Here is a 14925-nt window from a genome sequence, read left to right as displayed (position 1 = left end):
GGGCCGTTGAGTTGGTTGCCGCATCCACGCAAGGAACTCTCGCACTTCACGCCGGGGGACAGGGTGCTCACCGCGCCGCCGATCGACGATCCGTTGAACACATCGGCGGACGCACTACGGAGAATCATCGATGCTCTCGCGCGGACTGCGCCCGAAGGTGAGCACCTAGCGGCAACGTCCGAACAGCTCCTGGCACTTGCAGACTCGCTCGAAAAGCACACACGACCGGTTCCCACCCAGTTGTTCGAGATGTGGCAAGGCGAGGGGATCGCCCGACACGACCCCGCGACGGGTCAGGAAAACCCGATGGCTCCGCCGTTGCAATTGTTCGACGGGGGAGACGGGTGGGCCGTCGGCACCGTGACACTCGGACTGCCGTATCAAGGTCCACCGGGTAACGTTCACGGCGGAATCTGTGCGTTGATGCTGGACGCCGCACTGGCAGTTGCCAATCATCTGGCCGGAACCAACGGAATGACGGCAAAACTCGAGATGTCGTACAAGAGGCCCACTCCCTTGAACGTGCCGTTGACGGTTCGGTCGCGTCAACTGAATGTGGATGGGCGTAAGCGCTTCACAATGGGTGAAATCGTTGCTGACGGTGAAGTTACGGTGTCGGCGCAGGGACTATTCATTGCTCGCCGCTCGTAGTCCGATCTAATTCTCACCGTCGAGTGTCGAGATGCGCCGCAATCGCGCTGCGGCCTCTGTTGCCGCTGCGATTGCGTCCGATGCAGTTGTGAGAGCCTCGTCCAGGTCTGCTGTGGGAGAGCAAGTTTCATCATGCGATGTGGAAATTTGTTGTCGCAGTGCGGGCGCGACAAACAGTCGGAAGCGTCGGCGCGCAGCTTCCTCGGAACGGTCGGGGTATTCAGCTGCGAGATACGTCTGCTCGACGATGAAATCGATTAGTTCGGGTAGTGGCACGTCTACTCGGATTACGCCGGCGGCCTGCCCTGCCAGAAGTACCGGGCCGGAAATCTGCGCCGTGGTCGAGTGAATATCCTGATCGCGGACGGTGGCAGCACGTTGGGCCATCATCGCCGTGATCACCGGGTCGAGGGGCAGTTCCCGCGTTGTGTAAACCATTGCCTCCTCCATTTTCATGAAGACATCAGGCTGTGCATCCATGATTTCCCGCACTCGGGTGATGTGTTTGTGTGCGCGAGAAAGCCCGACCTGGATGAGCATTTCCGAGGTGCCGCCGAGCTGCCGGAAGGCGGTTGCCCGGGATACTCCCGCGCGTTCCGCCACCGATGCCATCGTGACGTTGACCGTGTCCTGACGAGTCATCTCGTCGTCTGCAGCCCGCACGAGTCGCGCCCAGACGCTGTCGTTGCCGGCTTCGTCTGTTGCGAAACCATGGGGGTCGGAACTGTGCGGCGGCATGGGGTAAACCCTAGCTTCGATCTGTGAACATCTCAGCGTCGCGTTGGCGCTACCCAGTCGATAGCGGCCTCACCGAGTGAGTTCAGCAGGTCGGTCTTTCGAACCTTGTACGTGGCCGTCACCGGCAATGCATCACACACCACGATGCGGGAAGGAATCATGTATCGAGGCAGCCGCTCGGTGAGGCGCTCGTGCAGCGCCGGTGGGTCGATCACGGCTCCCTCCTTTGCTGTGACGACAACGACGACGCGGTGCCCGAACACCGGATCAGGCTCGCCGACGACGGCGCATGCCTCAACCTCGAGGTCGGTATCGATCACGGCTTCCAATGCCGAAGCCGAGATGTTCTCACCGAGTCGACGAATCGTGTCTCGAAGCCTGTCGACGAACTCGAATTCCCCCTGGGGATGACGGATCACCATATCGCCGGTGCGGTACCACGATTCACTGAAGGCTTTCTCGGTAAGGTCCGGTCGATCGAGATACTCACGTAGTGCGAGCACACGCGCCGGTGCTTCGATCCAGAGTTCGCCCGGCTGACCGTCGGGAAGATCGCTGCCGGATTCGTCGACGACTCGGGCCTGATAGCCGGGACGCAATCTTCCACACCACCGCCTGTCCGTATCCGAAGGTGCCCATCTCGTCAGCAAGGGGAAGCCCACTTCGGTACTCCCGTAGGCCATGAGCAGGTGCACCCCGAAGCGTTTTGAAAATCGAGCGTTGAGGATCGCATTGTGTGAACCGAACGCTACTCGGAGGGGATTTTCGAGATCGTCGGGTTCTTCGGGCAATCCCAACAGAAGTGCGGATTGCACAGTCGTCGTGGTGCAGTTGTGCAGCCGCACATCGGACCAGAACTGGCTGGCAGAAAATCGTTCGCGGAAGACCACCCGGCCCCCGCAGTCAGCCATGGACAAGAGCGGCGAACGGCCGGTCACGTGGAATGTCGGGTGATATGAGTAGGCCGTGTCTTTCTCCGACAGCCACGATCGGGGGATCCGGCCCACAACGGCGGCTAGTTGCGCCCACGTGAGAACAGCTCCCTTGGCAGGCCCGGTTGTACCTGACGTGTAGATCACACATGACGTTTCCGCCGGCTCCGGGAACGTAGTTATCGGAGTTGATGCCGTTGATGTTGGGCGTGGGTCGTCGTAGTCGACTTCGACAATCCTCAGGGATGTACCGCTTTTTGACAGTAGGTGCGCGAACTGTGGTCGTGTCAGGCAGAGGTCGGCCTGTGAGTCGTTGAGGACGTGCGTGAGAAAGGATTCACGCAAGTCCGGGTTTACCGGAACCTCCCACGCGCCGATACAGCCGAGTGCCAACCAGGCAAGCGTTGCGTCGATCGATGAAGGCAGCAGGGTTAGCACCCGATCGCCACGACGGATTCCGAGACCGGTGAGCCAGGTGCACCACTGCTCGACCTGTATCCAGGTTTGGCCGTAGGAAAGTTCACGTCCGGTGACCTCCGACAGGAAGGTTCGCTCCGGGTGTTCGTTCGCGCGGCGGGCAAGTACGCGCGGCAACATATTTTCTGGATCAAGGCTGTAGCCAAGAGCGTCGTCGTCGCCCTCGGACAGGCTTTCGGGTGGGGTCCATGTTGACTGCATTTTCGATCCGCTCGTCGAATGGCACATACCTAGTGCACCTAGTATGCATCGTTATTGCAGTTAACGAAAACGGGATTGCTACACCTTCATTGGGGGGTCGGAAGTCGTTTCAGGTGTCACCTCTCACCAAGACATATATAAAGATGTGACGTAGGTCTCGACATTTCGAAGCCTTGCCGCTACTGTAAACCTTCCAGCGTCTCAAAATATGAAACTGTCCGAGATGAATAGTCTCATCAAACATGTTCGAGGTGAGACTGCAGTTCGCTGACGCTGTCAAAGACCTTCTGCCACATGGCATTACCTGAAACGGTAGGAATTCATGAAACTCACGGTCGATACCAACAAATGCTCGGGTCATGCGCGTTGTTATGCGGTTGCTCCCGAGGTATTCGACATCGACGACGTCGGATACGCGGTTCCGATGGATCGGGACGTCTCCGAACCCCTCGACGCGCAGATCGTTGCCGGGATCGCAGCCTGCCCTGAGCGTGCAATTTCGGTCAGCTGAAGGCACTCGAAAAATGAACGCGGCGAGTGGATTGAGGCCGTTTCGGATCGCTGTCGTCGGCGCGGGGCCGGCCGGGCTCTATCTTGCCGATCAGCTGACATACGACGCTGAAACTGCCACTGTTGTCGATCTTTTCGAGCGACTGCCGGTACCTTTCGGGCTCCTGCGTTACGGCGTTGCGCCTGACCATCCCACCATCAAGTCGGCTTCCGAGACTTTTCAGGAGATTCTCGACCGTCCACAGGTCAACTTGTACTGCAACGTTCAGGTCGGACGAGATGTTTCGGTCGCTGAACTGCGTGAACGGTATGACGCAGTCGTCTACGCGAACGGTGCAGATACTGATCGTCGACTCGGGATCGAAGGCGAAGAGCTGCCCGGAAGTACCTCGGCCACTGATTTTGTGAAGTGGTACAACGGGCATCCGGAGGCGGATGCGCACGATCTCCGCGGCGTCAAGTCGGTTGCCTTAATCGGCGCCGGCAACGTCGCGCTCGACGTCGCGCGGATCCTCGTCAAAGATGCGAAGCTGTTGACTGATACCGATATTCCCGCTGGTGTTTTAAACACACTGGCAGCGAGTTCGGTGACAGACGTGCATCTGATTGCACGACGTGGACCTGAATTCGCTCGGTTCACGACCAAAGAACTGCGGGAACTCGGCGGACTCGACGGCGTCGACGTGATTGTCGATCCCGAAGAGATCCCCGCGGACGATCCTGATGGTCTCGGTTCGGTCGGCCGTCGCAATCTCGGCGTCCTCCGAAGTTGGGCGACGCAGGAGCGCGCGGGAGCGCCGCGACGTGTGCACCTGCATTTCGGCGCGAGACCGGAGCAGTTGCTCGGTGACGCGTCTGTGCGGGGGATTCGAGTGGCAACAGCAAGGGGGAGCGTTGATGTTGATGCTCACCTTGTCATTCGGGCGATCGGCTATCGGTCGCAGCCGATTGCCGGAGTTTCCTTCAACGAAGAGTCGGGAACGATCCCGCACCAGGATCATCGAGTTCGACGCGGAGATGACGCTACTGGACGTGAATATGCGGTGGGCTGGGTCAAGCGTGGACCCTCAGGCATTCTTGGTACCAATCGAGGCGACGCGGCAGACACGGCACACGTAATCCGGGAAGATTTCGGGCGGACGTCAAAAGTTTTGCCCTCATCGACCGTGGAGGACGTATTTGCTCAACGCGGAGTTGTGTTCTTGGACAAAGAATCCTGGAGCCGGATAGTCCGCCACGAGCATGCGCTCGGGGCAGACTGTGGCCGGGGTCGGGTCAAGATCCAGGATTGGCAAACGCTTGTCGATATCGGACGAGCAGTTGGCGAAAACTCCGGGGTGGACCCGGAATACTCATCTTCGAGAGGCTGATTCATGCCCTACGTCATCACCGATGCCTGCGTCGATCTGATGGACCGCTCCTGTATGAGGGAGTGCCCCGTCGACTGCATCTACGAAGGAGAGCGACAGCTCTACATCAACCCGCTCGAGTGCATCGACTGCGGAGCTTGCGAACCGCCCTGCCCTCACGAGGCAATTGTCCACGAAGCGGACCTGATGCCCGATCAGCAGATGGCACATGATCGACAGAACGAACTGTTCGCTCCGCTCGGAAAGCTCGGTGGGGCACGAAAATACGGAAAACTAGGGACAGACCATCCCGACATTGCTGCCCTGCCACCTCGCGACTGATCGGAGAGTTCATGAACGAGCGACACATCGGTTTCATCGGCGCAGGCCAGATCGGTGAACCGATGGCTCTGCAAATCGCGGGCGCAGGCGGTCGCATTTCGGTCTATGCCCGTCGCCCGGACGTGCGCGAGCGGCTCGAGTCAGGCGGCGTTCGCGTCGTCGACTCCGTGGACGCGCTCAGTGACGTCGATATTCTCGGAAGCTGCCTCTTCTCCGATGCGCAACTGGCCGAGGTGCTTTCACCGTTGGTCGCGCAACTGCGAAGTGGAACTGTCGTCTACTCGCACACAACCGGCAGCCCGTCGGTGCTCGAGAAATTGTCAGCGTCAGCGGAGCGTTGCGGAGTGGCCGTCGTCGACGCACCCTTCAGCGGTCAAGCGGAGACGGTTCGTGCTGGTCAGTTGACGGTGATGCTGGGCGGCGACGACGCGGCAGTGGACGTGGTAGCTCATGTTGTGGCACCGTATGCCAGTACTGTTCTGCGCACCGGTGCGCTCGGAAGTGCTCTCGCGACAAAGCTTCTCAACAATCTTTTGTTTGCAGCCTGCTCTCAGCTGACCTTGAGTGCGGTGAGTTCAGCTGCCGCACTCGGGATCGAGGAGTCGGACTTCCTTCGTGTGCTGCAGGCGAGTAGCGGGGGGAGTGCAGCCGCGGGATACATCGCTGCCGCGCAGGTTCCCGCTGCGGAGTTCTCGAAGGGCTTGCCCCGCTACCTCTCCAAGGATGTCGTTGCGGCCACTGCGGTTGCGAAAGACATCGGGTTGGATATCGAGGCGCTTGTGGAGGCAACACGGTTGGGTCCAATGGATTTACATCCGATCTAGCTCGAAAAACAAAGTTTTCCAATCGAATTCATGCCAGAACTGCGAAGGGATTTCGTCATGGGACGTGTACAGAACAAGGTCATTTTCATTACCGGGGCCGCACGAGGTCAGGGCCGCGCACATGCTGTTCGCCTTGCACAGGAAGGTGCGAACATCATCGGTGTCGACATCTGTGAAGACATCAAGACGAACAGTTACGGGATGGCGACCCCGGAAGATTTCGACGAGACCGTGCGTCTCGTCGAGGCCGCTGGTGGACGAATGATTACGTCCATCGCCGATGTCCGAGACCGCCAGGCGATCGTCGCCGCGGTCGAGCAGGGAGTGGCAGAATTCGGCAGACTCGACGGCATCGTCGCGCAAGCCGGCATCTGCCCACTCGGTACCGACGACCCGCAAGCGTTCCTCGACGCGTTCACAGTCGACTTTGTCGGCGTCGTTAACGCCGTCGAAGCTGCAGTCCCGCATCTGAATAAGGGTGGTTCGATCGTGGCCACCGGTAGTCTGGCCGCGTTGATGGCAGGAGCGACGGACAATCCCTCCAACGGTGTCGGCGGACTCGGCTATTCACTTGCCAAGCGGATGGTTGCTTCGTTTATCAATGACCTTGCTGTGGTAATGGGTCCCAAGGGGATTCGAGCAAACGCCGTGCACCCGACCAACTGCAACACCAACATGCTCAACAGTGACATCATGTACCGCCAGTTCCGTCCGGACCTCGAGGCTCCAACCCGCGAGGACGCGTTGCCGTTCTTCCCCGCGATGACGATGATGGGTGTGCCATTTGTCGAGCCCGAGGACATCTCGCAGATGGTGTTATTCCTTCTCTCCGACGAATCGCGCTACGTGACGGGCATGCAGATGCGCGTGGACGCCGGCGGATACGTCCGCAATCGCCCGCAGCAGCCGACGTTCTGACCTAATCCCTCGACTTTCGGAGTACACCGTGGCACAGCCTATTTCCCAGCTTTACATCGACGGCGCCTGGTTTGACAGTGAGAGCGACACGATCCTCGACGTCGTGAACCCGGCGACCGAGGAAGTGATCGGACGTATCCCGCAGGCCACTGTGGGCGAAGTGACCCGGGCGATCGAGGCCGCGCGACGTGCATTCGACGAGGGCCCGTGGCCGACCATGCCGCCGAGGGAACGCGCGCAGGTCCTGCTGCGCATGGCAGACGCGATGGAAAAGCGGCGAGCAGAACTCGTTGATCTCAACATCGCGGAATCCGGGTCCACCCGTGCGCTCGCCGAGTACCTGCAGGTCGGAATTCCGATCACGCACATGCGCGATATGGCCGAGCGTATCCTGCCGGCCTTCGAGTTCGAGCGCGGTGTTTTGCCGACAGTCGGCCAAGGGTTGGGTCAGGGCGTCGTGGTGCGCGAACCCGCCGGTGTGGCGGCACTGATTTCGGCATACAACTTTCCACTGTTCCTCAACATCATGAAGTTGGCACCGGCGCTCGCGGCAGGGTGCACCGTTGTGCTCAAACCTGCTCCCACAACGCCTTTGGAAGCGTTCATCCTCGGTGAGATCGCCGAGGAAGCGGGATTGCCGGCGGGAGTGCTCAATATCGTCACCGGTGATGTGGATGCCGGACGTGAGTTGACCACCAATCCGATGGTGGACCTGGTCAGCTTCACCGGCTCCGATACGGTGGGTCGCCTCGTATACGAGCAGGCGGCTCCTTCGCTGAAGAAGGTTGTCCTCGAACTCGGCGGCAAATCCGCGAATATCATCTGTGAAGACGCTGATCTCGCGAAGGTTGCGGAGTCAGTAATCGGCAACATGGTCACCCATGCGGGTCAGGGCTGTTCGTTGCTGACCCGTACGCTCGTCCATCGCTCACGCTACGACGAACTTGTGGCAATGGTTGCGGGTGGTCTCAGCATGATCAAGGTCGGGGATCCTGCTGATCCGAGCACGATGATGGGTCCGTTGATCAGTGAGGCGCAGCGGAGCAAGGTCGAGACACTGATTCAGTCAGGTCTGGACCAGGGTGCTCGACTTGCATTCGGTGGCGGGCGACCGGCAGGGCTGGCCAAGGGCTACTTCGTCGAGCCGACGCTGTTCGCAGACGTCGACAATTCGATGGACATCGCGCAGAAGGAATTTTTCGGTCCAGTGGGCGTGATCATTCCCTTCGACGACGACGATCACGCTGTTCGCCTTGCCAATGACAGTGATTTCGGGCTGGGCGGGGGGGTCTCATCCGGTGATCCGGTGCGTGCGTACGGAATTGCCAAGCGTATCCGGACGGGCATGGTGACAATCAACGGCGGCGGAGGCGGCGTGACGCCGCACGTGCCGTTCGGCGGTTACAAGCAGAGTGGTCTTGGGCGCGAGTGGGGCGCCGCAGGACTCGAGGAGTACCTGCAGACCAAGTCCATTACGTGGAGCGCAGCTCGAGGCTGACCCAGCCGGGCTGAGAGTTGACCCTCATAAACCTCGACAGTGAAGGAATTGTCATGACCCAGACCGAACCGGCCCAGACGGGGCCTGCAGCGGACGTGTGCCCGGTGCACAACTTCAACTACACCGAGAACAAGCCCGTGGGCACGTGGCTTGACGCGTACGACAAGTTCCGGGACGAGTCTCCCGTTTACTGGAACGAATTCGGCCCTGGTTTCTGGACGGTCGTCAACTACGAGGGCATCCTCGAGGTGTTGCAGAAAGCAGACACTTTCTCGAATAGTGTTGTCACCGCATTGGATCCGAATCCGCAGTACAAGTGGATTCCGGAGATGCTCGACGGCGCGGAACATCTTCAGTGGCGGCAGCAACTCGGGCCCCTGTTCTCACCGAAGGCGATGGAAAAGCTCGAAGGTAAGGTGCGTCAGCGCGCGAGTGATCTGATCGACGAAATCCTCGCCAACGGCAGAGATTCGTGCGATTTCATGCGTGATTTTGCGCAGCGGTATCCGACCTCGATATTCCTTGAGTTGATGGGCCTGCCCGTCGACGAACTCGATCAGTTCATGGAGTGGGAACACACGATCCTGCACTCGTCCGGCGACGATCAGGCTGCAATGCAGCAGGAGAAGCTTGGTGCTATGCAGGCGGTGATGGGCCGTTTTGCCTCGGTCATCGCCGAGCGTCGAATCGAACCGCGTGATGACATCGTGAGCAAGTCTCTCGAATTCCAAGTCGACGGCAAGCCGGTTACCGATGCAGACCTGTTGTCGTTCTGTCTGTTGATGTTCATGGCAGGTCTCGACACCGTGTCGGTCACCCTCGGTTGGGCCTTCTATCACCTGGCGACGCACCCGGAGGATCTTGCGTCGATCGTTGAGCAGCCGGAAGGTATTCCGACCGCGATCGAGGAGTTCCTACGCGCATATGCGATTGTGATTCCTGCTCGAAAAGTGATGAAGGATATCGAGATTCAAGGTTGCCCGATGAAGGCCGGTGACATGGTCAATATCCCGTTGAATGCGGCCACTCGGGATGAGGCGGCCTTCGAGGATGCGAAGACCGTAGACATCGAGCGTTCACCTAACAATCACATTGCGTTCGGCGCTGGTCCGCATCGGTGCCTGGGCTCACACCTAGCCCGTCGGGAACTCCGAATTGCTCTGGAGGAGTGGCATAAGCGCATTCCGAACTACCGGTTGTTACCTGGATCCGAGTTGATCGAAACCGGTGGACAAATGGGTCTGACTTCACTTCCTTTGCAGTGGGATCTGGCCTGAGAAAAGTTCGACCTCCGTCGCGTTGTACCAAACCTTATTGCGGGTGGACTGAAAACTCCCTAGTGCCGCGCGCCCAAAGTTCTTTAACAGTACGGTTTGAGATACTTCAGGCATGCGGATTAAGGCCCTACTCTTGCGAGACGGCGACGATCTCGAGTTGGCAAGGCGGATGCGGTCGAGATCGATCCCCTCCGGTGCGGCGCAGCGGCCGCGAATTATCTTGCTCGCATCTCAAGGTGAGTCGAATTCGTCGATCGCGGAACTGGCGGGGTGTCGCGGCCGACGGTGATCTCCTGGCGCGCCCGCTACGACGTGGACGGGCTGGCCAGCCTCGAAGACGATGCCAGCTCGGGGCGGCCGCGTAGCCTCGATCACCGCGAGATCGTATCCGCGACCCTGATGCCGCCGCCGAAGAAATACGTTGTCACGCACTGGAGTTCGCGCCTGCTCGCGAAACATCTAGGGATCGGGTACGGCACGGTCGCACGTATCTGGCGCGAATACGGCGTGCAACCTTGGCGCAGTGAAACATTCAAGTTCTCCACCGATCCGGAACTGGTCGCGAAGGTGACCGACATCGTCGGGTTGTATCTCGATCCGCCGGAGAACGCGATCGTGCTCTGTGTGGACGAGAAATCGCAGATTCAAGCGTTGGATCGGACGGCGCCGACATTGCCGATGCAGATCGGGATGCCCGAGAAGCAAACCCACGACTACCTCCGTCGGAATTTCCGTGCCGGTGCTCATACCGGTTCGTCGTGCGCGAGCGGGAATAATCAGGCCCAAAAGGCCTTGATCTCATCAGCGATCCGGGCGCCCTGGTCGTATCCGGCCTTTGCCGCGGCGGAACGTGCGTCCGGGTCGAGAAAGTTCTCGCCGATCGCGTCTTTCGACGTTTCGTCGATACGGATCGTGTGGAGCTGGGCATTGCCACTGATGTCTCTGATATCGGATGTCTCCGGAAGCGTCATGACCTCGACGACAATAACCTTCGCGTATCCGTCGGCTACGTCAGTGTTCGTACTGGAGCGGAGACCGCCGTCGTAGTACCGTTTTCCGTCGATCGTGACGGGCGGCCACACCACCGGGATCGCGCAACTCGCGGCCACAGCGTCCACCATGCTGATACCGGAGTTCTTGTCGAGCACCTTGAATTCGCCTGTGTCAGCCTGGATCGTCGCCAGCTGAACAAGCTGCTCGGGCCACTCGTGTGAGGCGAGACGCGCCTCAATGATCGCGCGGCGTTGAGCCTCAGGTACGCGATCCCTTTCCAATGCGAGCGCACCAATTTTCCTGCGTGCCTCGACAGGGTCCGGCGTGCTGGCGAGCAGTTCGGCGATCTGACCGAGCAATGACTGCATATCGATGTCGATCGCGGGTTCCGGTGCTCCAGTTCCTTCGATCTGATCCCTGTAAAGCTTCTCCAGCGGGGTGGTGGTGACCTGTGCCGCTACCGCGGCTCCGGCGGACGTGCCAACTATGAGATCCGCGTCGAGCAGACTCATGCCCTTGGTTGCGAGTCCCGCGAGTAGCCCGGTCTCCCACGCGATACCAACGACGCCGCCGCTTCCCAGTACGAGTGCCCTGTTCTTACTTCTACTCATCGTTGAATGACCCTTTAGTTCCTCGAATAGTGGGAGTCTGTAGATCGTTTTGGGGGAGCCGATTTCAGTAGATGGCAGGAACCAGAGCCGAAACGTCTTGGCCCGTCATCATCTTCATCGGCAGTGACGTATCCCAGTAGTCGGTCCACCGGGTGATTTTGCCGTTTTCAAGCACGAATGTCCCCATGACCGGTACGCCTTGGACTCCGGACGGGGTGCGGATCAGATCGAGTCGTTCGGTCAAGACGACATTGCCATCGGCGGCGAGGTTTATCGTCTTGTATTCGTAGGAATCGGGGAAGGTGCCGAATTGTCCGGCGAGGTTGGTGACGATTGCCTCGACGCCAACGGTGGCAGGCGTTCCGGTGTTTTGGTAGACCGCATCGTCTGCGAAGAACGGTCGCAATTTCTCGGCGTCGCGCGACACCATCAGGTCGCAGAATTCTCGGACTATTTGGCCACAGATGGTCATGGATCTTCCCATCGTTGGGGTAACGCCTGACATACAGGCTGCATGTGGACCATACTGTTGGTATGTCTGAACGTCAACGGTCTACATCATCGTCAAAAGCGTTGCGCGCCTACGCTGTTGCGGAACGTGCCGAAAGAACTCGCGAAGCGTTGGTCGAGGCTGCGAGACGTCTGTTTGTCGAGAAGGGCTATTTTTCGACCAGTACAGAAGAAATCGTCGCCGCAGCGGGAGTGGGAACCCGCGGCGCGCTTTACCATCACTTTGCCGACAAACGTGCACTGTTTGTCGCCGTGATCGAGAGGGTCGAGGAGGAATTGCTCGCTTCCTCGGCGAGTGGCGTTGCGCCTGCTGGCGCCCTCGAGCGCCTTCGTGGCGGGTTGATGGGTTTTCTGGAGGCTTCACTGACGCCGGCAGTCCAACGCATCTTGCTGATCGACGGTCCGGCCGTTCTGGGCCGGCAGGAATGGCGCGCGCGCGAGGAACGCTATGGGCTCGGAGCCCTACATGCACTGCTGGAACTTGCAGTTGCCGAGGGTGTTCTGGCTGATCAGCCGTTGGACGCTCTTGCTCACATCCTTCTTGCCGTAGTCGACGAGGCTGCGCTGTTCATTGCTAACGCGGTAGATCCGAAGTTGGCGAAGGTCGAGGCGGTGGCTGCCGTGGATCAGGTTCTGAGTGGTCTCATTCCCATGATGAGTGGGGGTGAAACTGACTGCTGAAAAATGCTCACTCTTTCAACAACTGCACTCACGTTGTAACCTATTACTAAGTTAACTTAGTGATGGTGGAACAAGGAGGCGTTGTGGAGAAGTCGGCGACACTGGTGCGAGACGAATCCGTACGCGGCGATGACTGGCGAGTTCGGCTGTCGGCACTGCTCGAGGACTACGCGAAGCGTCCGCGGCCCGCGTCGTCGAAGGACCGAGCACTTGCCGCCCGGGCATGGCAATCCGAAATGGTCGATGCCGGCGTTGCCGCGCCGGGTTGGCCGAAGTCGGTCGGCGGTCTGGAGCTTGGCCTCGAAGACCAGCTTGATTACTACCGAATGACCAGCGAAGCGGGAATTCCCAAGCATCCCAGCGGAATTTCGTTCATCGTTGCACCCACGTTGATCGTGTACGGTACTCAGGCGCAGAAGGACCGTTTCCTCGATCCGCTTCTGCGCGCCGACGAGGTCTGGTGCCAGGGATTCTCGGAGCCGGGAGCAGGTTCCGACCTCGCTTCGCTGTCTACCCGCGCGGTCCGCGACGGTGACAATTACCGGGTTACCGGGCAGAAGATCTGGACGACGCAGGCCGACAAGGCCGACTGGATGTTCGCACTAGTGCGCACGGGTCCGGCCGGGCGTGGAACCTCGGGAATCAGCTACCTGTTGATTCAGATGAACACCCCCGGAATCGAAGTCCGCCCGCTCAAGGACGCCTCGGGTGGACATCATTTTGCCGAGGTGTTCTTCGACGACGTTGTTGTTCCTGCCGAAAATCTGGTCGGTGAAGAGGGCAAGGGTTGGTCCGTGATGCGGACGTCGCTCGGACACGAGCGCGCTACGGCATTTCTCGCAGACGAGTTCCGCTACCGCGGTCTGGTGGACAAAGTATTCAAGCTGGCGGTCAAAGAAGGCTATGCCGACAACGCGCTGGTCCGTCAGGAACTCGCAGCGGTCGAGACAGGTGTGCGGGCAATTGCAGCCAACAGTGCTCGGGCACTCGATGCGGTTCTGCGCAACGAAGATCCGGGTGGAGTGGCGTCGGTCAACCGTCTGGTCAAGTCGGAATTCGAGCAGAAACTGCATCGACTTGCGTTGCGTCTGACGGGAACTGGCGCAGCGTTGGGCAACCGATCTGAAGGCAGTGTCGACGGCGGCCGTTGGAGCTACGGCTATTTCATGACCCGCGCCTCGACCATCGGCGCCGGTACTGCCGAGATACAGCGCAACGCCATTGCGGAACAGGTGCTGGGATTGCCTTCGCACCGCGGTGAGGGGACACGGCCGGCCATTGTTTCTCCCGGTCGACCCTTGGCTGCACCGGGTGAGGACGAGGCTGCGCTCCGCGAAGTTCTGGGCAAAGCGGTATCGAGTCATGGATCCACCGAGAGCCTTCTGGGATGGGCGCGTAAGCCGGCCGATTACGACATTGGGCTCTGGGACGAGTTGGTTGCCTTCGGTCTTCCCGGTCTGGCGGTCGACGAAGCTTCGGGCGGCGGCGGAGCGAGTCTGCGGATGCTGTGCGCTGCAGTCGAGGAGGCAGCATTCAATCTTGCTCCGGTACCGCTGGTTCCCACGATCATTGCCTTGGAAGTTCTGCGCGAGGCCGAGGCGTCAGGCCCGGTCCGAGCCATCTGTGATGGGTCGACTGCGGCGCTTGTGATTCCGATCGACGACGGCGGCTGGTCACTGGGTTCCGGCCTCCCTGTCCTCGATGGTGGCAAAGTTACGGGAAGGGTGGAGCGGGTATCCGGCGCACCAGTGGCTGATCTCCTCGTGATTGTCGCCGAGGATCAGTTTGCTGATGAATTGGTGATCGGTCTTGCCTACTCCACGGATGTGACTGTCAATGAACAGGATTCGGTAGACATCACGGCTACGATCGGCGCGGTGGAGATGGATGGACTCGGAATCGAGATCATTGCTCGAGGGGATGCGGCGGTCGCGGTGCTCGATCGCGCACGACGCCACGCACAGTTGGTGCTTGCGGCGGACTCCGTCGGTGTTGCCAATCGCGCACTGGCGATGGCGGTGGACTGGGCTGGTCAGCGTGAGCAGTTCGGCAGATTGATCGGTTCTTACCAGGCGATTTCGCACAGGTGCGCGTACATGCTTGTCGGTGCGGAGGGTGCTCGCGGACAGGTTCTGTCTGCGGCGGACCTGCTTGCCGACGATGCGGATGCTGGTACGGCCGCTGATCTTGCAACAGCGGCTGCGCTGGACGCGGCTGTCTCCGCGGCCGAGGACTGCATCCAGATTCACGGTGGTATCGGTTTCACCTGGGAGCACCCCGCTCACCTGCTGCTGCGACGGGCTACCTCGAATCAGGTTCTTCTCGGACGCCCCGAAGTCCTCAGGGACCGAGCTGTCGGCGCTGTGATCGAAAGTTTGTCCTGAACGTTTCGTCACCTATCACCGACGCTGCT

The 14925-nt window shown here is 59.9% G+C and carries 14 protein-coding genes and 1 pseudogene; 11 read left to right on the top strand and 4 right to left on the bottom strand.

The window, feature by feature from the left end:
* Window positions 1–6 precede the first annotated feature (6 nt).
* Window positions 7–651 (top strand): PaaI family thioesterase, encoded by a 645-nt coding sequence (locus A0W34_RS30455; protein WP_442971958.1) that lies wholly within the window; start codon window positions 7–9, stop codon window positions 649–651.
* A gap of 6 nt (window positions 652–657) precedes the next feature.
* On the opposite strand, the gene A0W34_RS30450 is transcribed toward A0W34_RS30455, so the two are convergent.
* Window positions 658–1389 carry a TetR/AcrR family transcriptional regulator gene (locus A0W34_RS30450; RefSeq protein ID WP_081559115.1) on the bottom strand — a complete coding sequence of 244 codons (732 nt, stop codon included), beginning with the start codon at window positions 1387–1389 and terminating at the stop codon, window positions 658–660.
* A 32-nt stretch (window positions 1390–1421) separates the two neighbouring features.
* A complete protein-coding gene (locus tag A0W34_RS30445; protein ID WP_198035731.1) occupies window positions 1422–2999 on the bottom strand; it encodes an AMP-binding protein in 1578 nt (525 codons plus the stop codon).
* Window positions 3000–3321: 322 nt separating this feature from the next.
* Between A0W34_RS30445 and A0W34_RS30440 the strand changes: the two genes are divergently transcribed.
* From A0W34_RS30440 to A0W34_RS33875, 8 genes and pseudogenes are all read left to right on the top strand, one after another.
* Entirely contained in the window at window positions 3322–3510 is a 189-nt protein-coding gene (locus A0W34_RS30440) for a ferredoxin (protein WP_081559111.1), read from the top strand.
* Window positions 3511–3523: 13 nt separating this feature from the next.
* The gene (locus A0W34_RS30435; protein WP_081559109.1) at window positions 3524–4879 is read left to right on the top strand and encodes an FAD-dependent oxidoreductase; all 1356 of its coding nucleotides are present in this window, start codon (window positions 3524–3526) and stop codon (window positions 4877–4879) included.
* A gap of 3 nt (window positions 4880–4882) precedes the next feature.
* The gene (gene fdxA, locus A0W34_RS30430) at window positions 4883–5200 is read left to right on the top strand and encodes a ferredoxin (RefSeq protein ID WP_081559107.1); all 318 of its coding nucleotides are present in this window, start codon (window positions 4883–4885) and stop codon (window positions 5198–5200) included.
* An 11-nt stretch (window positions 5201–5211) separates the two neighbouring features.
* Complete coding sequence (locus A0W34_RS30425; RefSeq protein WP_081559105.1) at window positions 5212–6024, top strand: NAD(P)-dependent oxidoreductase; 813 nt, start codon at window positions 5212–5214, stop codon at window positions 6022–6024.
* Window positions 6025–6081: 57 nt separating this feature from the next.
* Window positions 6082–6942 carry a mycofactocin-coupled SDR family oxidoreductase gene (locus A0W34_RS30420; RefSeq protein ID WP_081559103.1) on the top strand — a complete coding sequence of 287 codons (861 nt, stop codon included), beginning with the start codon at window positions 6082–6084 and terminating at the stop codon, window positions 6940–6942.
* Window positions 6943–6970: 28 nt separating this feature from the next.
* Complete coding sequence (locus A0W34_RS30415) at window positions 6971–8440, top strand: aldehyde dehydrogenase family protein (protein WP_081559101.1); 1470 nt, start codon at window positions 6971–6973, stop codon at window positions 8438–8440.
* 53 nt (window positions 8441–8493) lie between these two features.
* Window positions 8494–9717, top strand: coding sequence for a cytochrome P450 (locus tag A0W34_RS30410; RefSeq protein ID WP_081559099.1), 1224 nt, complete (start codon window positions 8494–8496; stop codon window positions 9715–9717).
* A gap of 270 nt (window positions 9718–9987) precedes the next feature.
* Window positions 9988–10152: pseudogene (locus A0W34_RS33875) on the top strand (IS630 family transposase); the annotation flags it as partial.
* A 341-nt stretch (window positions 10153–10493) separates the two neighbouring features.
* On the opposite strand, the gene A0W34_RS30395 reads toward A0W34_RS33875, so the two are convergent.
* A complete protein-coding gene (locus A0W34_RS30395) occupies window positions 10494–11321 on the bottom strand; it encodes a patatin-like phospholipase family protein (RefSeq protein WP_198035730.1) in 828 nt (275 codons plus the stop codon).
* Between the two features lie 64 nt (window positions 11322–11385).
* A complete protein-coding gene (locus tag A0W34_RS30390; protein ID WP_081559093.1) occupies window positions 11386–11793 on the bottom strand; it encodes a nuclear transport factor 2 family protein in 408 nt (135 codons plus the stop codon).
* Between the two features lie 62 nt (window positions 11794–11855).
* Between A0W34_RS30390 and A0W34_RS30385 the strand changes: the two genes are divergently transcribed.
* Together A0W34_RS30385 and A0W34_RS30380 are read left to right on the top strand one after the other, a co-directional pair.
* Window positions 11856–12512, top strand: a complete 657-nt coding sequence (locus tag A0W34_RS30385) for a TetR/AcrR family transcriptional regulator (protein ID WP_198035729.1) — start codon at window positions 11856–11858, stop codon at window positions 12510–12512.
* A gap of 83 nt (window positions 12513–12595) precedes the next feature.
* Entirely contained in the window at window positions 12596–14896 is a 2301-nt protein-coding gene (locus A0W34_RS30380; protein ID WP_232330082.1) for an acyl-CoA dehydrogenase family protein, read from the top strand.
* Window positions 14897–14925 lie beyond the last annotated feature (29 nt).

The organism is Rhodococcus sp. BH4 (genome assembly GCF_002079265.1).
In the GTDB taxonomy this organism is placed as follows: Bacteria; Actinomycetota; Actinomycetes; order Mycobacteriales; family Mycobacteriaceae; genus Rhodococcus_F; species Rhodococcus_F qingshengii.
The sequence above is the reverse complement of the archived record's forward strand: the minus strand, read 5'-3'. Positions and strand labels throughout refer to the sequence as shown.